Here is a 20,564-nt window from a genome sequence, read left to right as displayed (position 1 = left end):
TTACGATCGGGAAGTGGCTGGTCGTGGGCGGGTGTCGAGGTGGCGGGCGGTGGCGCTGGTGCTGCTGCTCGTCTGGCTGGCGGCCTGCGCCGGGCAGTCGGCCGACGACAGCGGCCGGGCCGACCTGCAGCGCGTCCTCGACCGGCGCTCCACCGCCGTCCTCGACCGCGACCGCGCGGCCTTCCTGAGGACCGGCGCGCTCGGCTGGTTCGAGAACCTGCGCGGGGTGCCGCTCGCCTCCTGGTCGTACCGGGTGACCGGCCTGCACCGCGGCGGCGACGGGGCCACCGCCGACGCCGAGTTGCGCTACCGCATCCTCGGCTACGACAACGCCCCCGTCACCGTAGGCCGCACCCTCACCCTGTCCCGGCGCCCGGGCGGGCAGTGGTCCGTGAGCCGGGACGTGCCCGCCGTAAAGGCCCCCCAGCAGCTGTGGGACCAGGGTGCGGTGACCGTCGTCCGCGGCAAGCGAAGCCTCGTCCTGGGCACCGGCCGCTCCAGCGAGCAGCTGCACATGTACGCGGACCTCGCGGACCACGCCGTACCGGCCGTGTCGGGGGCGTGGGGCTCCGACTGGACCCGGCGCGTCGTCGTCGAGGCGCCGAAGTCGCTGCAGGGCATGGCGGGGCTGCTCGGCTCGCCCGCCTCCCAGTACCGGGGGATCGCGGCGGTCACCACGGGCGAGGTCGGCGGCCCGCCCAGCGCGCCCGCGGACCGCGTCATCGTCAACCCGGACGCGTACGCCCTCCTCGGCCCCCTCGGCAAGCAGGTGGTGCTCACCCACGAGACCACCCATGTCGCCACCCGCGCCCACACCACCCCCGCCACGCCGCTGTGGCTGTCCGAGGGGTACGCCGACTGGATCGGCTACCTCGGCACCGGCCGCACCCCGGTGCAGGCGGCGCCCGAGCTGGCGCACGCGGTCGACGACGGGCAGGTGCCGTCGGCGCTGCCGAGCGACAAGGACTTCGGCTTCAGCGGCGACGCGACCAAGCTCGCCCAGGCCTACGAGGGCGGCTGGCTGGCCTGCCGGCTGATCGCCGCCCGATGGGGCGAGGTGCGGCTCCGGGAGTTCTACCGCGCGGTCGGCGACCACAAGGTGCGCGACGGGTCGGTCGAGGGCGCCATGCGGAAGGTGCTCGGGACGACACCGGAGAAGTTCACCGAGCAGTGGCGGGACTATCTGCGCACCGAGCTCGGCTGAGCCGCGGTGCTCTCAACCGCCTTCCTCCAGGCGGTCGATGGCCTCCCGCAGCCAGGTCCGCTCCGCCTCGCCCGTGGCCCGCGCCACCCGTAGCATGCCCTCCCGGAACAGGTCGTCCGTCTCCTCGGCGCGCACCGGCCGCTCGCCGTCGTAGAAGAAGCTGGACGGGGTCTGGAGGAAGTCCAGCCTGCGGCGCAGGACGGCCGCCTGCTCCCGCCGGTCGGGCAGGTGGCGCAGGAACGCCAGGACCGTGTTGAAGCGGACCTGGTCGGTGATCTCCGCCTGCTTGGGGTGGCGCAGGCGCTCCAGCAGGTCCTCGCGGCCGTGCGCGGTGAGGGAGAGGATGCGGCGCGGGGCGGCGCTCGCGCCGGGCTCGGTGTGCTGGTCGAGCTTGCCGGAGGCGACCAGCCGGTTGAGGGCCGGGTAGAGGGCGCCGTCGCTGACCGGGCGGACGTGGCCGCTCAGCGCCTTGATGCGCTCCTTCAACTCGTAGCCGTGCAGCGGCTGTTCGGCCAGGAAGCCGAGGATCGACAGCTCCAGCAACGTCTTTTCCCTCCTTGCGGGCACGATGACGCCATGGTACCTCTTATCGAGCTACCTCTAATCGATGTAGCTCGTATCGAGGGGGGTCGTCTCATGAACGCGCATCGCAGGCAGCTCGTCACTCTCGCCCGCCCGGTCTACTTCTCGCTCCTCGCCACGGTCGCCGCCGGGATCATCAACACCGTCTGGGTCTCCCGGCTCGGCGGCGCGGCCGTGGCCGCCGTGGCTGTCGCGACCAACACCGAGAACGTGCTGCTCGGCGTCTCGCTGGTGTTCGCCTCGGGTACGACCGTGCTGGTCGCCCACGCCAGGGGAGCCCGGGACCCGGGGGCGGTCCGGGCGGCCGTGCGCGGCGGCTGGGCGCTGTGCGCGCTGGTGACGCCGGCGGTCGTGGTGGCCGGGCTGCTGCTGCGCGAGCCGCTGGCCGGGCTGGTGCTGGGCGGAGGTGACGGGGCGGCCGTCCCGCTCGCCGTCGCCTACTTCGCGATCTCCCTGCCGGGCATCGCCGTCTTCTTCGCGCAGAACCTCGTCGACGGCATCCTCAAGGGCGCCGGGGACACCAGGACCCCGATGCGGCTGGCGCTGCTCGCCAACGGGCTGATCCTCGTCTGCGACCCGTTCCTGATCCACCTCTACGGGGTGCGCGGCGCCGCCGCCTCGACCGTGCTGTGCCGGTGCGTGGCGCTGGCGGCCGGGCTGCTCGTGCTGCGGCGCGACGCCCTGCTGCGCACGGCCGCCTCGGCCCGGCCCGCCGAGGGGACCGGCAGGGCCCTGCGCCGGACGCTCACCACCGGGCTGCCGATGTCCGCCGACTTCACCGTCCGCCAGGGCGGGGCGCTGGTGCTGGTCGCCATCGTGGCGCGGCTCGGCGTGACGGCGGTGGCCGCCTACGCGATCGCCTACAAGGTCATGTACGTCGCCACCATGGCGTTCTACTCCGTGCGGCAGGCGGCGTCGATCCACACCGCCCACACCCGGGGAGCGGGCCGGGACGAGGGGCGGGCCATCGGGCGGGAGGCCGTGCTGCTCTCCGGGGCGGTCGCGGGGGTCGCCGTCGTCCTGCTGGCTGCCGCGGGCCCCTGGGTCATGGCCGCCTTCGGCGCCGGGCCCGAGGTCGCGCACGCCGGGGTGCTGTTCCTGCGCTGCGTCGGACCGTACCTGCTGCTGATGGCCTGCTTCATCGCGCTGGGCGGGGTCTTCGAGGGCGGCGGGGGAGCACCGGTGCTGCTGCGCGTGACGCTGCTCGGCACGGCGCTCCAACTCCCCCTCGCCTACGGGCTGTCGGGGCTCGGCCTGCCCGGCGTGTGCCTGGCGCTGGCGCTCGCGATGGCGGTGCAGTGCGCGGTGGCGGGGGCGCTCTTCGTACGGGGCGCACGGCGGCTCGGCAGCGGCTCCGGGCGACTGCGAGGAGCCTTCGCCGGGCGGGTCGAGCCGGGGGAGCCGGCGGCACCCTCGCACGGGGCCGCCACGTGACGGAGGCGGCTGTGGCCGCGGCGCGGGAACGGCACCGGGCCCTGGCGCCGGCCCCCGGGTCAGGCGGGGGTCGAGGGCTCCTTCGCGCGGGTCGCCTGAGCCGGCACGGAGGGCACGGGCTCGCGGGAGACGGTGGAGCGCCACAGCTCCCGCGCGCCCAGCACGGCGGCCAGCACCAGCAGGCCGTTGCGCAGCAACAGCAGGGTGATGCCCCGGGTGTCGCTCGCGACGACGTGCTGGAACCACAGCGGGAACTCCAGCACCGTCACGAAGCACGCGGCGAGCGCGAGGAGGACGGGCGCGCGCATCCGGCTGCCGCGGAAGCACAGGCAGACGGCGGCCGTGCCGACCAGCCACACCATGTACTGGGGGCTGATCACCCGGCTGGTGACGGTGAACATCAGCACCGCCACGAACGCCGCGTCGGCGAGCGTGTGCGGCAGGAAGCGGGTCGCCGTCAGCCGCCACAGCACCAGCCAGCCGAAGGCGACGCCGGTGAGGAACAGGGCGCCGGTGCTGATGGCCGTGACCCACGGGCCGAGGAACTCGATGGAGCCGTAGTTGAGCAGCACCTGCCCGTCCCAGGAGCCGAAGCGGCGCGCGACGTGGACGACCAGCGAGCCGAGCGACTCGACCTCGGTGCCCCGGTTCTTCTGGAAGGTCAGGAACTCGAACGCGCCCGGCATGAACATCGCGAACAGCCCCGCCAGCACGGCGACGGTGCCCGCGGCCCAGCCCCAGGTGCTGCGCCTGCGGACGCCGAGCAGCAGCACCGCCGGCCACACCTTCAGCATCGCCCCGAAGCCCACCAGCACGCCCGCCGCCCGCGGATGCCGGGCCCCGGCGAGCAGCGCCGCCACGGCCACCGCGGTCACCATGACGTCGTAGCGGGCGTACACGGTCGGTCCGAGCAGCGGCACGCCCACCACCCACACCCAGGCCCCGCGCAGCGTCCTGCCGGGGCGCCTGCCCGCGTACGCGAGCAGGCACAGCACCACCAGGTCGGCGAGGCAGGCCAGGACGAAGAAGGCCTGCGCGTACCGCAGGAACGGCAGCAGCGCGGGGGAGAGGACCGCCAGGGCGGCGGCGGGCGGGTACTGCCAGGTGACGTCGCCCAGCGGGAACGTTCCGGTCCGCAGGACGTCGTACCAGCCCTGGTAGATCACGGAGACGTCGCTGGTGACGTCGGGGCCCGGGAAGACCCACACCTTGAACACCCACAACAGCAGCGGCAGCCTGGTCAGACCCCAGGTCATCAGCAGGCCCGCAAAAGACCGCCTCGCACCCGTACCGTCCACCTGAGCCCCTGCCTGTCCGCATCGTCTTGAGGGGAACATGATGTCCTGCCCAGCTGTGTGCGTGCCACACACGTGGCCGCGCGCGGCCGAGCGGACGGGCCGGACCGGCCGGCGCGGCGGCCTTTGGATAGGGTCGGCGGCGTGCGCAAGACCCTGATCGTGACGAACGACTTCCCGCCCCGCCCCGGCGGCATCCAGGCGTTCCTGCACAACATGGCGCTGCGGCTCGACCCCGAGCGGCTGGTCGTCTACGCGTCCACGTGGAAGCGGAGCAGGGAGGGCGTCGAGGCGACCGCCGCCTTCGACGCCGAGCAGCCCTTCACCGTCGTACGCGACCGTACGACGATGCTGCTGCCGACGCCCGCGGCGACGCGTACGGCGGTCGGACTGCTGCGGGAGCACGGCTGCACGTCGGTGTGGTTCGGGGCGGCGGCGCCGCTCGGGCTGATGGCACCGGCGCTCAGGAAGGCCGGTGCCGAGCGGCTGGTGGCCACCACCCACGGGCACGAGGCGGGCTGGGCCCAGCTGCCCGCCGCACGGCAGCTGCTGCGCCGGATCGGGGAGGCGACGGACACCGTCACCTACCTCGGCGAGTACACGCGCTCGCGGATCGCCTCCGCCCTGACGCCCGCGGCGGCCGGCCGGATGGTGCAGCTGCCGCCGGGCGTCGACGAGAAGGTCTTCCACCCGGCCTCGGGCGGGGACGCCGTACGGGCCCGGCTGGGACTGACCGACCGGCCGGTGGTCGTGTGCGTGTCCCGGCTGGTGCCGCGCAAGGGCCAGGACACCCTCATCCTCGCGATGCCCCGCATCCTGGCCGCCGAGCCGGCGGCGGTGCTGCTGATCGTCGGCGGCGGCCCCTACGAGAAGGACCTGCGCAGGCTGGCCGAGGAGACCGGCGTCGCCGGCTCCGTGCGGTTCACCGGCGCCGTGCCCTGGTCCGAGCTGCCCGCGCACTATGGCGCCGGGGACGTGTTCGCCATGCCCTGCCGGACCCGGCGCGGCGGCCTCGACGTCGAGGGGCTCGGGATCGTCTACCTGGAGGCGTCGGCGACCGGCCTTCCGGTGGTCGCCGGCGACTCGGGCGGCGCCCCCGACGCCGTGCTCGACGGCGAGACCGGCTGGGTGGTGCGCGGCGGCTCCGCGGAGGAGGCGGCCGAGCGGATCGTCGTCCTCCTCGGGGACGCGGAACTCAGGCGCCGGATGGGGGAGCGGGGGCGCGAGTGGGTGGAGGAGAAGTGGCGCTGGGACCTGCTCGCGGAAAAGTTGAAGACGCTGCTGTAGAGCCCTGGCCGGAACCCGATAATCCGCCCATGCTGCGCGCATGACAGCAAAACTGATGCAGCGTCAGCTGACGAGACGTCACATACTGGGCATGGCAGCCCTCCAGACCGCCGCCGCGGCCGGACTCACCCGCATCGGCCTCACGTCCGCGCAGGCCGCCGAGGAGGCGGCGGCCGTCGACAACGCGCCCGCCATCGTGGTCGGTTCGGGCTACGGCGGCGCCGTCGCCGCCCTCCGCCTCGCCCAGGCCGGCATCCGCACCCTGGTCCTGGAGATGGGCCGCCTGTGGAACACCCCGGGCCCCGACGGCAAGGTGTTCTGCTCCACCGCCGACCCGGACCAGCGCTCCATGTGGTTCCGCACCCGCACCGAGGCCCCGCTGGCCACCTTCCTGTGGCTGGACGTCGTCAACAAGGACATCAGCCCCTACCCCGGCGCCCTGGACCGCGTGCACTACGACAACATGTCCGTCTACGTCGGGCGCGGGGTCGGCGGCGGCTCCCTGGTCAACGGCTCGATGGCCGTCACGCCCCTGAAGTCGTACTTCGCGGAGCAGTTCCCCACCGTCGACGCGGACGAGATGTACCGCACGTACTTCCCGCGGGCCAACTCCATGCTCGGCGTCAACACCGTCGACCCCACGTGGTTCGAGTCGACGGAGTGGTACCGGTTCACGCGCGTGTCCCGCAAGCACGCCCAGAACACCGGGCTGAAGACCACCTTCGTGCCCAGTGTCTACGACTTCGCCTACATGCAGCGCGAGGCGGCCGGCACGGCCACCAAGTCCGCGCTCGGCCAGGAGGTCATCTACGGCAACAACTACGGCAAGCGCAGCCTGGACAAGTCGTATCTGGCCGCGGCGCTCGGCACGGGGAACGTCACCATCAACACCCTGGAGAAGGTGCGCTCCATCAACCGGGCGAGCGACGGCAGCTGGGTGCTGACCGCCGACCGCATCGACCTGACCGGCACGGTCGTGGAGACCAAGCAGTACGCCTGCACGTACCTCTTCCTCGGCGGCGGCAGCCTCGGCACCACCGAACTCCTCGTGCGGGCCCGCGACACGGGAGCGCTGCCCGCGCTGAACGCCGGCGTCGGGGCCGGCTGGGGACCCAACGGCAACACCATGGTGGGCCGCGCCAACCACCTGTGGGACACCACCGGCGCCAACCAGTCGACCATGCCCGTCATGGGCATCGACGACTGGGCCAACGCCGACAACCCGGTGTTCGCCGAGATCGCCCCGCTGCCGACGGGGCTGGAGACCTGGGTCAGCCTCTATCTGGCGATCACCAAGAACCCGGAGCGGGCGAGTTTCAGCTACGACTCCGCGAGCGGCCGGGTCAAGCTGGGCTGGACGGCGGCCCAGAGCGCCGTCTCGGTCGCCATGGCCAAGAAACTGTTCGACCGGATCAACGCGGCCAACGCGACGATCTACCGCTACGACCTGTTCGGCTCCTCCAGCAAGGTCTTCGCCGACGACTTCTGCTACCACCCGCTCGGCGGCTGCGTGCTCGGCAAGGCCACCGACGACTACGGCCGGGTGAAGGGGTATCCGAGGCTGTACGTCACCGACGGCTCGCTCGTGCCGGGCAACATCGGCGTGAACCCGTTCGTCACCATCACCGCGCTCGCCGAACGGACGATGGCGCGGGTCCTCGCCGAGGACACCGCGCCATGACACTCCGCCAACAGGCGACCTACTTCGCGTAGATCGCCTCGATCTCGCCCGCGTAGTCCTTCGCCACCACGTTCCGCTTCAGCTTCAGCGAGGGCGTCAGGTGGCCCGACTCCTCCGTGAACTGGGAGGACAGAATGCGGAACTTCCGCACCGATTCCGCCTTCGACACCGCGGCGTTGCCGTCGTCGACCGCGTCCTGGATCGCCGCGAGCAGATCCGGGTCCTCGCGCAGCGACGCCGCGGTCACTCCCTCGGGCTTGCCGTGCTCGGCCGCCCAACGGCCCAGGAACTCCTCGTCGATGGTGACCAGCGCGCCCACGAACGGCCGCCCGTCGCCGACCACCATGCACTCCGCGACCAGCGCGTGCGCCCGGATGCGGTCCTCGATCACGGCCGGGGCGACGTTCTTGCCGCCCGCGGTCACGATGATCTCCTTCTTGCGGCCGGTGATCCTGAGGTAGCCGTCCTCGTCGAGGGTGCCGATGTCACCGGTGTGGAACCAGCCGTCGGTCAGCGCCTCGGCCGTGGCGGCCTCGTTGTTCCAGTACCCCTTGAACAGGTGCTCACCGTGCAGCAGCACCTCGCCGTCGTCCGCGATCCGGATCACCGAGCCCGGCAGCGGCTGGCCGACCGTGCCGATCTTCGTACGGTCCCAGGGGTTGAAGGCGGTCGCCGCGCAGGACTCGGTCAGGCCGTAGCCCTCCAGGACCGTGAAGCCGATCCCGCGGAAGAAGTGCCCCAGCCGCTCGCCGAGCGGGGCGCCGCCGGAGATGGCGTACTCGCCGCGCCCGCCCAGCACGGCCCGCAGCTTGCTGAAGACCAGCTTGTCGAACGTCTTGTGCTTGATCCGCAGACCGAGCGACGGGCCCGAGGGGGTGTCCAGCGCCTTGCTGTACGCGATCGCGGTGTCCGCGGCCTTGTCGAAGATCTTGCCCTTGCCGTCGGCCTGGGCCTTGGCGCGCGCCGAGTTGTAGACCTTCTCGAAGACGCGCGGGACGCCGAGGATCAACGTCGGCCGGAAGGAGGCCAGTTCGTCGGTGAGGTTCTTGATGTCCGGGACGCAGCCCAGCTTGATCGGCGCCATCATCGGGGCGATCTGCACCAGCCGGCCGAAGACGTGCGCGAGGGGCAGGAACAGCAGCACGGAACACTCGCCGGTGCGGAACAGCGGCCGCAGGCGCTCGACGATGTTGCCGCACTCGGCGAAGAAGCTGCGGTGGGTGAGCACACAGCCCTTGGGGCGGCCGGTGGTGCCGGAGGTGTAGACGATCGTCGCCGGGTCGTCGGCTCTCGCCAGCGAGCTGCGGTCCTCGACCATGGCGTCGGTGACGCCCTTGCCGAGCTCGTCCAGCTCCTCGACCGCGCCGGCCTCGATCTGCCAGACGTGCTTGAGGGCGGGCAGCCGGTCGCGTACCGACTCGACCGCGGCCGCGTGGGTGTCCAGCTCGACGACGACCGCCGTGGCGCCCGAGTCCGACAGGATCCACTGCACCTGCTCCGGCGAGCTGGTCTCGTACACCGGCACGGTGACCGCGCCCGCGCTCCAGATCGCGAAGTCCAGCAGCGTCCACTCGTAGCGCGTGCGCGACATCAGGCCCACCCGGTCGCCGGGCTGGACGCCCGAGGCGATGAGGCCCTTAGCGGCCGCCCGCACCTCGGCCTGGAAGGCGGTGGCCGTCACGTCCTGCCACGCCCCGTCCACCTTGCGGGCGATGACGGCCACATCGGGGTGCTGCGCGGCGTTTCTCCGGACGATGTCGGTGAGATTGCCGTCCGCAGGGACCTCGTACAAAGCCGGAAGGCTGAACTCGCGCAAGACTGCTGCTCCTCATAGGGCGCCGGCGCCACGACGTTGTGTGATGCGACGGTCGGTCCAAGGCTCGGGCAGGTACTCAGGTGATCACTGGTTGAAATCCTGAGCACGACTGGACTGCCCGGACGTTACCCGCCGGTATGGCTTCTTCGACAGGGGGTCCCGACGAGATGTTCGCTGCGTCACACGGTTTGGTGTTCCTCCGCGTACGGTAGTCCACCCGCTAACTGACTGGCCAGTAACCGCAGGCGGGCCCGGCACTGTTCACGTACACCGCACACGCCTACCCTTGATCGTCATGGCATCCACACCGGCCGGCAGGCGCACCACCCGGGTCCACGTGGTCAGCGACGTGCACGGCAACGCCCGCGACCTGGCCCGCGCCGGCGAGGGCGCGGACGCCCTGATCTGCCTCGGTGACCTGGTCCTCTTCCTGGACTACGCCGACCACTCGCGCGGGATCTTCCCCGACCTGTTCGGCGCGGAGAACGCCGACCGCCTCGTCGAACTGCGCACCGCCCGCCGCTTCGAGGAGGCCCGCGCGTTCGGCGCCCGGCTGTGGGCGGGCATCGGCACGGACCGGCGCACCGCGATCGAGAAGGCGGTGCGCAAGCAGTACGCCGAGATGTTCGCGGCCCTTCCGGCGCCGACGTACGCCACGTACGGCAATGTCGATATGCCGGCCCTCTGGCCCGAGTACGCCGGACCGGGGACGACCGTGCTCGACGGCGAGCGCGTGGAGATCGGCGGCTGGACGTTCGGCTTCGTCGGCGGCGGCCTGCGCACCCCGATGCGCACGCCCTACGAGATCGACGACGAGGAGTACGCGGCGAAGATCGAGGCCGTCGGCGAGGTCGACGTGCTGTGCACGCACATCCCGCCGGAGGTGCCCGAACTCGTCTACGACACGGTGGCCCGGCGCTTCGAGCGGGGCAGCGTGGCCCTGCTGGAGGCGATCAGGAGGACCCGGCCCCGCTACGCCCTGTTCGGCCACGTCCACCAGCCGCTGGTACGGCGCATGCGGATCGGGGCCACCGAGTGCGTGAACGTGGGGCACTTCGCGGGGACCGGCCGGCCCTGGGCGCTGGAATGGCCGGTGCACGCGGGCAGGGGGTGAACTCGGGCGCTCACGTGCGCGGTAGCCTTCACGCTGCACACACGTGCGCACGCAGACCTCTTTACCGGCCCGCATCTGGAGGAGCCACGGCGATGGCGGAACACACCAGCTCGAGCATCACGATCGAGGCGGCACCGGCCGACGTCATGGGGGTGATCGCCGACTTCGCGCGCTACCCCGACTGGACCGGCGAGGTGAAGGAGGCGGAGGTCCTGCAGACCGACGCCCAGGGGCGTGCCGAGCAGGTCCGCCTCGTCATGGACGCGGGCGCCATCAAGGACGACCAGGTGCTCGCCTACACGTGGACCGGGCAGAACGAGGTCTCCTGGACGCTGGTGAAGTCGCAGATGCTGCGCTCGCTCGACGGGTCGTACCTCCTGAAGCCGGCCGGCGCGGGCGCGACCGAGGTCACCTACCGGCTCACCGTCGACGTGAAGATCCCGATGCTCGGGATGATCAAGCGCAAGGCCGAGAAGGTCATCATCGACCGGGCGCTGGCCGGACTGAAGAAGCGCGTCGAGGCCGGGGAGAAGTAGACGCGGCGGTTTGCCCGGGGCGCGCGACGGTACCGTTCACCATCATGCGCACCATCCTGATCACGGGCCCTGGCGGCAGCGGTCGTAGCACCATCGCGGCCGCCACCGCCCTGGCCGCCGCCCGCGAGGGCACCCGCACCCTGGTGCTCAGTGCCGACCGCACCGACGCCCTCGGCACGGCCCTCGGTGCGGCCACGGGCCCGGCCCCCACCACCGTCGCCCCGAACCTCACCGCCTGGCGCCCCGACGCCACCGCCGGTTTCCGCGACGACCTCACCGGTTTCCAGGAGCGCGCGGCCAACGTCCTGGACCTGCTCGGCGCCTCCCGGCTGGACGCCGAGGAGGTCACCCCGCTGCCCGGGGCGGAGGAGCTGACCCTGCTGCGGGCGCTGCGCGACGCGACCCTCGCCGAGGCGCACGACCTGCTGGTCGTCGACCTCCCCGCCACCGCCCAGGCCCTCGCCCTGCTCTCGCTGCCCGAGGAACTGCGCCGCTACCTGCGCCGGCTGCTGCCGCCCGAACGGCAGGCGGCCCGCGCCCTGCGGCCCATGCTCGGCCGGCTGGCCGGGGTCCCCATGCCCTCGGAGTGGCTGTACGAGACCGCCGCCCGGTGGGACCTGGAGCTCGGCGCCGTCGAGGCCGTGCTCGCCGACCGGGGCACCGTCATACGGCTCGTCGCCGAGCCGGGACCTGCCGGGGCCGACGCCGTGCGCGCCGCCACCCTCGCCCTCGCCCTGCGCGGGCTGCGCCCCGACGCGCTGGTCGCCAACCGGGTGCTGCCCGAGTCCGCGGCGGACGGCTGGCTGGCCGGGCCCCTCGCCCAGCAGCGCAAGGCACTGGAGGAATGGCGCGAGTCGTACGACGTCCGGCCGGTCCACCACCTCGGCCGCGACCCGCGTGGCACCGACGACCTCACCGCGCTGCCCGTGCCCGGCGTCAACGACGCGACCTCCACCGTCGAGTGGCCGGTCGTGGACCGGCTCGCCGCGGACGGCGTGCTCGTCTGGCACATCCCGCTGCCCGGCGCGATACGGGGTGACCTGGACCTGATCCGGCGCGGCGACGAACTCGTCGTCAGCGCGGGCGCCTTCCGCCGGATCGTGTCCCTGCCCTCCGCCCTGCGCCGCTGCACCGTCGACGGGGCCGCGCTGCGCGAGGGCGAGCTGCGCATCCGTTTCGCGCCGGACCCGGCACTGTGGCCCGGCAGGCGGTGAAGGACATACGCCCGTTCGGGTAACGTCGGAGGGACGAACCGTAGTCAGGAGTCCGTCATGAGCGAAGAGCTCCCCCCGTCGGATGCCGGTGAGAAGGATGCCGTCGACGAGGTGCGGGCCACCGACGCCGACGCCTGGTCGACGGCGTGCGCCGAGGACCTCGCCGCGGAGAAGGCCCGCCGCCGGGCCGAGCACGGCCAGCCGCCGGTGTCGGCCGCGGAGGAACTGCGCAAGATCGTCGACGTGGTGTCGGAGAAGCTGTCGTCGATCCAGTCGCCGCTGCTCGGCGCGGTCGCCGGACCGGCCGCCCAGCAGGTGGTCAAGCAGGTCGTCCAGCAGGCCAAGGCCGCCGTCGAACCCGTCATAGAGCGCAACCCCGACGTCTTCGACCACCTGGCCGCGGCCGGCGGCGAACTGCTCGCCGCCTACCGCTCCGCGGTCCAGGCCCAGGAACGGCGCTGGACCAGCCGCCCGGCCGACCTGCACAAGGACCTGGACGACAACCGCGGGGACGACGAGGGCACCGGACCCGGCCAGCGGATCGACCTCGACTGACGCCCCGGCGCGTCTCACGGGCTGTCCGCCGGGCGGACGGCCGGAACCCCGGTGCCGGGGCCTCGGGTACGGTTGGCCGTAGCGGGGCTCGACCGAACTGAGGGATTCATGGGACTCACCATCGGCGTCGACATCGGCGGTACCAAGATCGCGGCCGGCGTGGTCGACGAGGAAGGCAACATCCTCTCCACGCACAAGGTGCCGACCCCGGGCACGCCCGAGGCGATCGTGGACGCCATCGCCTCCGCCGTGGAGGGCGCGCGCGCCGGGCACGAGATCGTCGGTGTCGGCATCGGCGCCGCCGGCTACGTCAACCGGCAGCGCTCCACCGTCTACTTCGCGCCGAACATCGACTGGCGCCAGGAGCCGCTGAAGGAGAAGGTCGAGGCCCGCGTCGGCCTTCCCGTCGTGGTCGAGAACGACGCCAACGCGGCCGCCTGGGGCGAGTACAAGTTCGGCGCCGGCAAGGGCCACCGCAACGTCATCTGCATCACCCTCGGCACCGGCCTCGGCGGCGGCATCATCATCGGCAACAAGCTGCGCCGCGGGCACTTCGGCGTGGCCGCCGAGTTCGGCCACATCCGGATGGTCCCGGACGGCCTGCTGTGCGGCTGCGGCTCGCAGGGCTGCTGGGAGCAGTACGCCTCCGGGCGCGCCCTCGTCCGGTACGCCAAGCAGCGCGCCAACGCCACCCCCGAGCGCGCCGACACCCTCCTCGCCCTCGGCGACGGCACCCCCGACGGCATCGAGGGCAAGCACATCTCCATCGCCGCCCGTCAGGGCGACCCGGTCGCCGTCGACTCCTACCGAGAGCTGGCCCGCTGGGTCGGCGCCGGCCTCGCCGACCTCGCCTCCCTGTTCGACCCCTCCGCGTTCATCGTCGGCGGCGGTCTGTCCGACGAGGGCGAGTTGGTCCTCGACCCGATCCGCAAGTCCTACAAGCGCTGGCTGGTGGGCGGCAACTGGCGCCCGGTGGCCGACGTCATCGCGGCCAAGCTCGGCAACGAGGCGGGCCTGGTGGGCGCGGCGGACCTGGCCCGGGAACCCGACCCGATCATGTAGCCGACCGGACCACGTACGTGATGAGCCCGCCGCGCCCCACCTCGGGACGGCGGGCATCGTCGTATGTTGATCTCATGGAGACGAGCGAGAACCTGCCCAACTCCCACACCGAGCCCGACGGTTCGGCCGTCATCCGGGTCCTGAGCTACAACATCCGCTCGATGCGCGACGACACCGACGCCCTCGCCCGGGTGATCGGCGCCTGCGCCCCCGACCTGGTCCTCGTCCAGGAGGCTCCGCGGTTCTTCCGCTGGCGCAAGAAGCTGGCCCGCCTCGCCGCCGCCTCCGGCCAGGTCCTGCTCACCGGGGGCGCGACGGCCGCCGGACCGGCGATCCTGTGCCATCTGCGGGCCACCGTCGAGCGCACCGAGGACGTGCTCCTGCCCCTCGTTCCCGGCCAGCACCGCCGGGGCTTCGCCACCGCCGTCGTCCGGTTCGGCGCGGCCCGCCTCGGCGTCCTGAGCTGCCACCTCTCCCTGCAGCGGGAGGAGCGCCACGAGCAGGCCGGGATGCTCCTGGACCGCCTCGCGGGCATGGGCGTCGACCATGCGATCGCGGGGGGCGACCTGAACGACCGGCCCACCGGAGGCGCCTTCGCCCGCCTGACCGAGGGGCTGCAGGACTGCTGGGCCACCGCCCCCTGGGGCGGCGAGTTCACCTTCGCGCCCGCCGCGCCCTTCCAGCGCATCGACGCGATCTTCGCGACGAAGGGCGTCGACGTCCTCGGCTGCGGCGTCCCCCTGGGGCTGCCCGGCGTGACGGAGGAAGACCTGAGGGCGGCCACGGACCACCTCCCCGTCCTGGCCGCCCTCAGGGTGCCCGCCGCCTCCTGAGTCAGGGGCGCTGCTTCACCTTGTCCACGACGGCCCAGCTGTCCAGGTACGACAGCGGGGTGTACGTCTTCCTCGCCGCCCCGTCACCCGACGTACGGGTGTCGCGGAAGCCGAGGAACCGGTACGTGACCGGGTCGAAGACGAAGTAGCCCGAAGCCCGCCGACCCCTTCGGCAGCGTCGGGTCGTCATAGGTGACGGCCACGCCGACGCGGCCCCTGGCGTCCTTCTGGTTCGGGACGACCTTCACCCCCGGCACCATGCCGAGCGCCTCGTAGGCCGCCGGCCGGAGCCCCTCCGGCATCACGGGGACGAGCTTGAGCAGCCCGGCGAGACCGGCGAACTGCTCGGGCTCGTCCCGGGACCGCGCGATCACGCGGGCGTCGCTGTCCTCGCGATCCTTCTCGCGGGTTCCGGTGCCCCGGTGGTCCGACGGTCATCGGGGCTCCTTTCGTTCGTCCGAACGTCTCGAAGGCTTGGGCTCGTTCAGGGTGTTCACCCTCCGCCGTTCGCCGCGGTCGAGTTCCCTTTCGGCGCCCGCGGCGCGCGCGGACATGCGAGGGCCCGTCCGGAAGATCTCCGGACGGGCCCTGTGCCCCGCGCGCCGAACCCCGTCAGACGACGGCCCCGCGTCCCGGGTCGCCGTCGTCCTCGTCGTCCGTGCGCATCCGCATCACCAGCGTGGCGAAGCCGCCCAGGAAGCCGCCGACGCCGAGCGTGGCCAGCCACCACGTCATGTCCCAGCCGAGGATCACGGCCAGCAGAAGCAGCACCGGCCCGCCGACCACGCCGAGCCAGGCGAACTTGGCGGTCGCATCGGCCGTCGGCAGCGGCGGCGGCTCCGGCGGCTCGAAGTGGCCCTCGTCGTCCTCGTCGAAGTCGTCCTCGGACGCCTCCGGCGCCGTGTGGTCGCGCGGGCCGACGCCGGGCGCGAAGGAGACCGAGCCGCCCAGCGGCTTCACGGGCTTCTCCGGCTTCGGAGCGGTCGCGGCCCCGGAGTCGTTCGGCTCCGGTTCCAGCAGCGCCAGGTCCTCCACCGACTTGAACGGCTTCGTGCCCGGCGGGTCCTTCGGCTCCTCGCCGTACCCCGCGACGATCGCCGCCCAGGCCGCGTCCTCGTCGAAGGGGACGCCCTGCTCCTCCGGCTCGCGGTCCTCGCGCTCCGAGTCGTGCTCAGCCACCTGCGGCCGTCCCTTCCTTGCCGACACCGGTTGCGAGCCGGCCGATGAACGCGAGGCTCTCCTCGAAGATCCGGTCCGCGTCATGGTCCAACGTCGCGACGTGGTAGCTCTGTTCCAGCAGGATCTCGCGTACGTCCCGGGACGAGACCCGGCCGAGGATGCGTGCGGAGTCGACCGGCGGCACGACGTGGTCCTGCGGGCTGTGCAGAAGCAGCAGCGGCTGGGTGACCTGGGGCAGTTCGGAGTCGACCAGCCGGAAGAAGATGCGCAGGGAGTGGGCCGCGTGCAGCGGCACCTTGTCGTACCCCAGCTCCGTGCTGCCCTCCTTGGCGATGTCGCTGGCGATCCCCTTCGTCGTCCGCACGAAGTGCCGGGCCACCGGAAGGGCGTACGCGGACAGGCCGTGCACCTTGTTCGCCGGGTTGACGACCACGACGCCGCTGATCGCGTCCCCGTGCTTCGCGGCCAGCCGCAGCGCCAGCGCGCCGCCCATGGACAGGCCGGCGACGAAGACCTGCTCGCAGCGCTCGACGAGGGCGCGCAGCTCGCGGTCCACCTCCGCGTACCAGTCCTGCCAGCCGGTGAGCTGCATGTCCTCCCAGCGGGTGCCGTGGCCCGGCAGCAGAGGCAGCGAGACCGTGAGGCCGTGCTCGGCCAGATACTCCGCCCAGGGGCGCAGCGACTGGGGTGAACCGGTGAAGCCGTGGCAGAGGAGGACACCGACCTCGCCGCCTTCGTGGCGGAACGGCTCGGCTCCAGGGAGGACCGGCACCATCGGTCTCCTGTTCATGAGAGGGACGGTTCGGGAAGTGGCGTGAAGTCCAGGTTGTGCTTCACCGTACGCGACCGCACTGACACCGACCAGGGCCGTCGGCGCCTTTGACGGCGGGCCGGGTTAAGGTCTGATCGACGGAAACTGGAGGCACACGGGTGTTGTACGGCGCGATGAAGGTCGCTATCGGGGGACCGCTCAAGGTCACCTTCAGGCCCTGGGTGGAAGGCCTGGAGAACATCCCCGCCGAGGGGGCCGCGATCCTGGCGAGCAACCACCTGTCCTTCTCGGACTCGTTCTTCCTGCCCGCGGTGCTCGACCGCAAGGTCACGTTCATCGCCAAGGCCGAGTACTTCACCACGCCCGGCGTGAAGGGCCGTCTGACGGCCGCCTTCTTCAAGGGTGTCGGCCAGCTGCCGGTGGACCGCTCCGGCGCGCGCGGCGCGGGCGAGGCGGCGATCCGCAGCGGCCTGGAGGTCCTGGAGCGCGGTGAGCTGTTCGGGATCTACCCCGAGGGCACGCGCTCGCCCGACGGCCGGCTCTACCGCGGCAAGCCCGGCGGCCTCGCGCGCGTGGCGCTCGCCTCCGGCGCCCCGGTCATCCCGGTCGCGATGATCGACACGGAGAAGATCCAGCCGCCGGGGAAGGTCATGCCGAAGCTCATGCGGCCAGGCATCCGCATCGGCAAGGCACTGGACTTCAGCCGCTACCAGGGCATGGAGCACGACCGGTTCGTGCTGCGCGCGGTGACCGACGAGGTCATGTACGAGATCATGAAGCTCTCCGGCCAGGAGTACGTCGACATGTACGCGACGGCCGCCAAGCGGCAGATCGCGGAGGCGGCGAAGGCCGAGAAGGAGCAGGCCAAGGAACAGGCCAAGGAGCAGTCGGGGGAACAGGCGACCGAGGAGAAGCCCGAGGCCTAGGCTTCCGGTCGAGGGGGGTGGGGGACGTGCCCAAGCGCGAGCGCGTCATGCGCATGTCGGTCGAGCAGCCGCTGTGGCGTGCCCTGACCGCGTACCGGGTGCTGACGATGCTGTACGCGGTCGGCCTGTTCGCCACCGCCTACGACGAGTACGACCACGCGGGCGTCGCCGTCGGCTACTACGCCGTGCTGTTCGTCTGGACGCTCGCCACCCTGCCCCGCGTGCAGAACGCCGCCGCCTGCACCAAGCGCTTCCTCGCCGTCGACCTCGCCGTCGCCCTCACCGGCATCCTGCTCACCCCGATCGCCGTCAACGACCACCACATCCAGAACGGCGGGCCCACCCTGCCGTCGATATGGACCGCCGGCTCGGTCCTCGCCTACGCCATCAAGGGCGGCTGGCGCTGGGCGGCCTTCGCCTCCACGCCGGTCGCCGTCGCCAACCTCGTCGAGCGCGGCGCCCCGGCCCGCGACACCGTCCACAACGTGATCCTCGTCTGGGTCGCCTCGATCGCCATCGGCTATGTCGTCGAGGTCGCCCGCGCCTCCGAGCGCACCCTCGCACGCGCCCTGGAGATCGAGGCCGCCACGCGCGAACGCGAGCGGCTGGCCCGGGACATCCACGACGGCGTGCTGCAGGTGCTGGCCATGGTGCAGCGCCGCGGCGCGGTCCTCGGCGGCGAGGCGGCCGAGCTCGGCCGGATGGCCGGCGAGCAGGAGGTCGCCCTGCGCACCCTGGTCTCCGGCGGCCTGCTGCCGGTGTCGCGGGTCTCGGAGGACGCGGCCGACGGCGCGCTGGTCCGGGCGGTGGACGAGCCGTCGTACGACGAGGAGGGCCCGGTGGACCTGCGGGCGCTGCTCGCGCAGTACGCCGCCGCGAAGGTCGCCCTCGCCGAACCCGGCGCCCCCGTGCTGCTGCCGGCGCCCGCCGCCAAGGAGCTGGCCGCCGCCGTCGGCGCCGCCCTGGACAACGTCGGCAGGCACGCCGGCGAGGACGCGCGCGCCTGGATCCTCGTCGAGGACGAGCCGGACGAGGTCGTGGTGACCGTCCGCGACGACGGGCCCGGCATCCCCGAGGGGCGGCTCGCCCAGGCCGAGGGGGAGGGGCGGCTCGGTGTCGCCCTGTCGATCCGGGGCCGGCTGCGCGACCTCGGCGGCAGCGCCGAGCTGATCTCGATCCCGGGACAGGGCACGGAGGTCGAGCTGAAGGTACCCAAGAACGCGAAGGCGGGGCACAGATGAGTGAGCAGCAGGGCCCGATCAGGGTCATGGTGGTCGACGACCACCCGATGTGGCGCGACGCCGTCGCCCGCGACCTGACCGAGTCCGGCTTCGACGTGGTCGCCACCGCGGGCGACGGCGAGCAGGCCGTCCGCCGCGCCCGGGCCGCCGCCCCCGACGTCCTCGTGCTGGACCTCAACCTGCCGCTGAAGCCCGGCGTGCAGGTCTGCAAGGAACTCGTCGGCCACAACCCCGCGTTGCGCGTCCTGGTGCTGTCCGCCAGCGGTGAGCACGCCGACGTGCTGGAGGCCGTGAAGTCGGGCGCCACCGGCTACCTGCTGAAGTCGGCGTCCACGGAGGACCTGCTGGACGCGGTCCGCCGTACAGCCGTCGGCGACCCGGTCTTCACGCCGGGCCTGGCCGGGCTCGTCCTCGGCGAGTACCGCCGCCTGGCCTCCGAGCCGGGCCCCGCCCCGGGCACCGACGAGCCGGGAGCCCCGCAGCTCACCGACCGCGAGACCGAGGTGCTGCGCCTGGTCGCCAAGGGCCTGAGCTACAAGCAGATCGCCGAGCGCCTGGTCATCTCCCACCGCACGGTCCAGAACCACGTGCAGAACACCCTCGGCAAGCTGCAGCTGCACAACCGGGTGGAACTAGTCCGGTACGCCATCGAACGCGGACTTGACGACGAGTAAACCGACCGCCCGGTGATTCACCGGAATTGCCGCTCCGACCCATCCCTGTGTGACCTGGATCACCATTAGCGTGGCTGCACCAGGCAACCGCGGCGAAGGGACATTTCCATGCGGGTCGGAGTACTGACCGGAGGCGGCGACTGCCCCGGGCTCAACGCCGTCATCCGGGGCATCGTTCGCAAGGGCGTACAGGAGTACGGCTACGACTTCGTCGGCTACCGGGACGGCTGGCGGGGTCCGCTCGAAGGCGACAGCGTTCCCCTCGACATCCCCGCGGTGCGCGGCATCCTGCCCCGCGGCGGCACCGTCCTCGGTTCCTCGCGCACCAATCCGCTCAAGCAGGACAACGGCATCCGGCGGATCAAGGAGAACCTCGCCAAGCAGGAGGTCGAGGCGCTCATCACGATCGGCGGCGAGGACACCCTCGGCGTCGCCGCGATCCTGTCCGACGAGTACGGCGTGCCGTGCGTCGGCGTGCCGAAGACCATCGACAACGACCTGTCCGCCACCGACTACACCTTCGGCTTCGACACCGCGGTCGGCATCGCCACGGAGGCCATCGACCGCCTGCACACCACCGCCGAGTCCCACATGCGCGTCCTGGTCTGCGAGGTGATGGGCCGTCACGCCGGCTGGATCGCCCTGCACTCCGGCCTCGCCGGCGGCGCCAACGTCATCCTCATCCCGGAACAGCGCTTCGACCTCGACCAGGTCTGCGCCTGGATCACCTCCCGCTTCAAGTCCTCCTACGCGCCGATCGTGGTCGTCGCCGAGGGCGCCATGCCCAAGGACGGCCACCTGGTGCTCAAGGACGAGTCGCTGGACTCCTTCGGGCACGTCCGGCTCTCCGGTGTCGGCGAGTGGCTGGCCAAGGAGATCGAGAGGCGCACCGGCAAGGAGGCCCGCACGACGGTCCTCGGGCACATCCAGCGCGGCGGCACCCCGAGCGCCTTCGACCGCTGGCTCGCCACCCGCTTCGGCCTGCACGCCATCGACGCGGTCCGCGACGGCGACTTCGGCAAGATGGTCGCCCTGCGCGGCACCGACATCGTCCGCGTCCCGATCGGGGACGCCACGGCCAAGCTGAAGACGGTGGACCCGAAGCTGTACGAGGAGGTCGGCGTCTTCTTCGGCTGAACCGGCATCCTGGGGTTATGGG

Annotated in this window: 20 protein-coding genes; 14 read left to right on the top strand and 6 right to left on the bottom strand. The window is 72.3% G+C overall.

Translation table 11 applies throughout. The features are described from left to right. Nucleotides 1-13 precede the first annotated feature (13 nt). On the top strand, nucleotides 14-1,204 hold the full coding sequence (locus LN251_RS05085; RefSeq protein ID WP_458243304.1) for a hypothetical protein: 1,191 nt from the start codon (nucleotides 14-16) through the stop codon (nucleotides 1,202-1,204). A gap of 12 nt (nucleotides 1,205-1,216) precedes the next feature. Here the strand turns inward: LN251_RS05085 and LN251_RS05080 are convergent, their stop codons facing one another. Continuing rightward, the gene (locus tag LN251_RS05080) at nucleotides 1,217-1,747 is read right to left on the bottom strand and encodes a PadR family transcriptional regulator (protein ID WP_458244130.1); all 531 of its coding nucleotides are present in this window, start codon (nucleotides 1,745-1,747) and stop codon (nucleotides 1,217-1,219) included. 93 nt (nucleotides 1,748-1,840) lie between these two features. On the opposite strand from LN251_RS05080, the gene LN251_RS05075 reads away from it, so the two are divergent. Further along, nucleotides 1,841-3,220: an MATE family efflux transporter gene (locus LN251_RS05075; protein ID WP_458243303.1), complete on the top strand. Its 1,380-nt coding sequence runs from the start codon at nucleotides 1,841-1,843 to the stop codon at nucleotides 3,218-3,220. A 59-nt stretch (nucleotides 3,221-3,279) separates the two neighbouring features. On the opposite strand, the gene LN251_RS05070 is transcribed toward LN251_RS05075, so the two are convergent. After that, nucleotides 3,280-4,518 carry a glycosyltransferase 87 family protein gene (locus tag LN251_RS05070; RefSeq protein ID WP_458243302.1) on the bottom strand — a complete coding sequence of 413 codons (1,239 nt, stop codon included), beginning with the start codon at nucleotides 4,516-4,518 and terminating at the stop codon, nucleotides 3,280-3,282. A 141-nt stretch (nucleotides 4,519-4,659) separates the two neighbouring features. On the opposite strand from LN251_RS05070, the gene LN251_RS05065 reads away from it, so the two are divergent. Both LN251_RS05065 and LN251_RS05060 read left to right on the top strand, forming a co-directional pair. Further along, nucleotides 4,660-5,802, top strand: a complete 1,143-nt coding sequence (locus tag LN251_RS05065; RefSeq protein WP_458243301.1) for a glycosyltransferase family 4 protein — start codon at nucleotides 4,660-4,662, stop codon at nucleotides 5,800-5,802. A 55-nt stretch (nucleotides 5,803-5,857) separates the two neighbouring features. Next, nucleotides 5,858-7,483 (top strand): GMC oxidoreductase, encoded by a 1,626-nt coding sequence (locus tag LN251_RS05060; protein WP_458244129.1) that lies wholly within the window; start codon nucleotides 5,858-5,860, stop codon nucleotides 7,481-7,483. A 19-nt stretch (nucleotides 7,484-7,502) separates the two neighbouring features. Here the strand turns inward: LN251_RS05060 and LN251_RS05055 are convergent, their stop codons facing one another. Further along, nucleotides 7,503-9,299, bottom strand: coding sequence for an AMP-dependent synthetase/ligase (locus LN251_RS05055; protein ID WP_458243300.1), 1,797 nt, complete (start codon nucleotides 9,297-9,299; stop codon nucleotides 7,503-7,505). A 295-nt stretch (nucleotides 9,300-9,594) separates the two neighbouring features. Here LN251_RS05055 and LN251_RS05050 point away from each other — a divergent pair, with 295 nt between their 5' ends. The 6 genes from LN251_RS05050 to LN251_RS05025 all read left to right on the top strand — a co-directional run bounded on the left by LN251_RS05050 (nucleotide 9,595) and on the right by LN251_RS05025 (nucleotide 14,613). After that, entirely contained in the window at nucleotides 9,595-10,413 is an 819-nt protein-coding gene (locus LN251_RS05050; protein ID WP_458243299.1) for a metallophosphoesterase family protein, read from the top strand. 92 nt (nucleotides 10,414-10,505) lie between these two features. Continuing rightward, entirely contained in the window at nucleotides 10,506-10,949 is a 444-nt protein-coding gene (locus LN251_RS05045) for an SRPBCC family protein (RefSeq protein ID WP_404150577.1), read from the top strand. Between the two features lie 44 nt (nucleotides 10,950-10,993). Then, a complete protein-coding gene (locus tag LN251_RS05040) occupies nucleotides 10,994-12,163 on the top strand; it encodes an ArsA family ATPase (RefSeq protein WP_458243298.1) in 1,170 nt (389 codons plus the stop codon). A 57-nt stretch (nucleotides 12,164-12,220) separates the two neighbouring features. Beyond that, entirely contained in the window at nucleotides 12,221-12,718 is a 498-nt protein-coding gene (locus tag LN251_RS05035) for a DUF5304 domain-containing protein (RefSeq protein ID WP_458243297.1), read from the top strand. A gap of 108 nt (nucleotides 12,719-12,826) precedes the next feature. Continuing rightward, nucleotides 12,827-13,780, top strand: coding sequence for an ROK family glucokinase (locus LN251_RS05030; RefSeq protein WP_362989276.1), 954 nt, complete (start codon nucleotides 12,827-12,829; stop codon nucleotides 13,778-13,780). A gap of 74 nt (nucleotides 13,781-13,854) precedes the next feature. Beyond that, complete coding sequence (locus tag LN251_RS05025; protein WP_458243296.1) at nucleotides 13,855-14,613, top strand: endonuclease/exonuclease/phosphatase family protein; 759 nt, start codon at nucleotides 13,855-13,857, stop codon at nucleotides 14,611-14,613. An 83-nt stretch (nucleotides 14,614-14,696) separates the two neighbouring features. Here the strand turns inward: LN251_RS05025 and LN251_RS05020 are convergent, their stop codons facing one another. The 3 genes from LN251_RS05020 to LN251_RS05010 form a co-directional block, all read right to left on the bottom strand. Beyond that, nucleotides 14,697-14,987: a hypothetical protein gene (locus LN251_RS05020; RefSeq protein ID WP_458243295.1), complete on the bottom strand. Its 291-nt coding sequence runs from the start codon at nucleotides 14,985-14,987 to the stop codon at nucleotides 14,697-14,699. Between the two features lie 238 nt (nucleotides 14,988-15,225). Next, nucleotides 15,226-15,792, bottom strand: coding sequence for a hypothetical protein (locus tag LN251_RS05015; RefSeq protein ID WP_458243294.1), 567 nt, complete (start codon nucleotides 15,790-15,792; stop codon nucleotides 15,226-15,228). Then, nucleotides 15,785-16,564, bottom strand: a complete 780-nt coding sequence (locus tag LN251_RS05010) for an alpha/beta hydrolase (RefSeq protein ID WP_458244128.1) — start codon at nucleotides 16,562-16,564, stop codon at nucleotides 15,785-15,787. Before LN251_RS05010 ends, LN251_RS05015 begins: the two co-directional genes overlap by 8 nt. A gap of 173 nt (nucleotides 16,565-16,737) precedes the next feature. On the opposite strand from LN251_RS05010, the gene LN251_RS05005 reads away from it, so the two are divergent. From LN251_RS05005 to LN251_RS04990, 4 genes are all read left to right on the top strand, one after another. Beyond that, nucleotides 16,738-17,490, top strand: coding sequence for a lysophospholipid acyltransferase family protein (locus LN251_RS05005; RefSeq protein ID WP_239015383.1), 753 nt, complete (start codon nucleotides 16,738-16,740; stop codon nucleotides 17,488-17,490). A gap of 26 nt (nucleotides 17,491-17,516) precedes the next feature. After that, a complete protein-coding gene (gene macS / locus LN251_RS05000; RefSeq protein WP_458243293.1) occupies nucleotides 17,517-18,731 on the top strand; it encodes a MacS family sensor histidine kinase in 1,215 nt (404 codons plus the stop codon). Further along, on the top strand, nucleotides 18,728-19,405 hold the full coding sequence (locus LN251_RS04995; protein WP_458243292.1) for a response regulator: 678 nt from the start codon (nucleotides 18,728-18,730) through the stop codon (nucleotides 19,403-19,405). The genes macS and LN251_RS04995 overlap by 4 nt, the downstream gene beginning before the upstream one ends. 108 nt (nucleotides 19,406-19,513) lie before the next feature. Then, nucleotides 19,514-20,542: a 6-phosphofructokinase gene (locus LN251_RS04990; RefSeq protein ID WP_458243291.1), complete on the top strand. Its 1,029-nt coding sequence runs from the start codon at nucleotides 19,514-19,516 to the stop codon at nucleotides 20,540-20,542. Nucleotides 20,543-20,564 lie beyond the last annotated feature (22 nt).

The sequence above is a fragment of the Streptomyces sp. MAI_2237 genome (genome assembly GCF_054189285.1).
The sequence above is the reverse complement of the archived record's forward strand: the minus strand, read 5'-3'. Positions and strand labels throughout refer to the sequence as shown.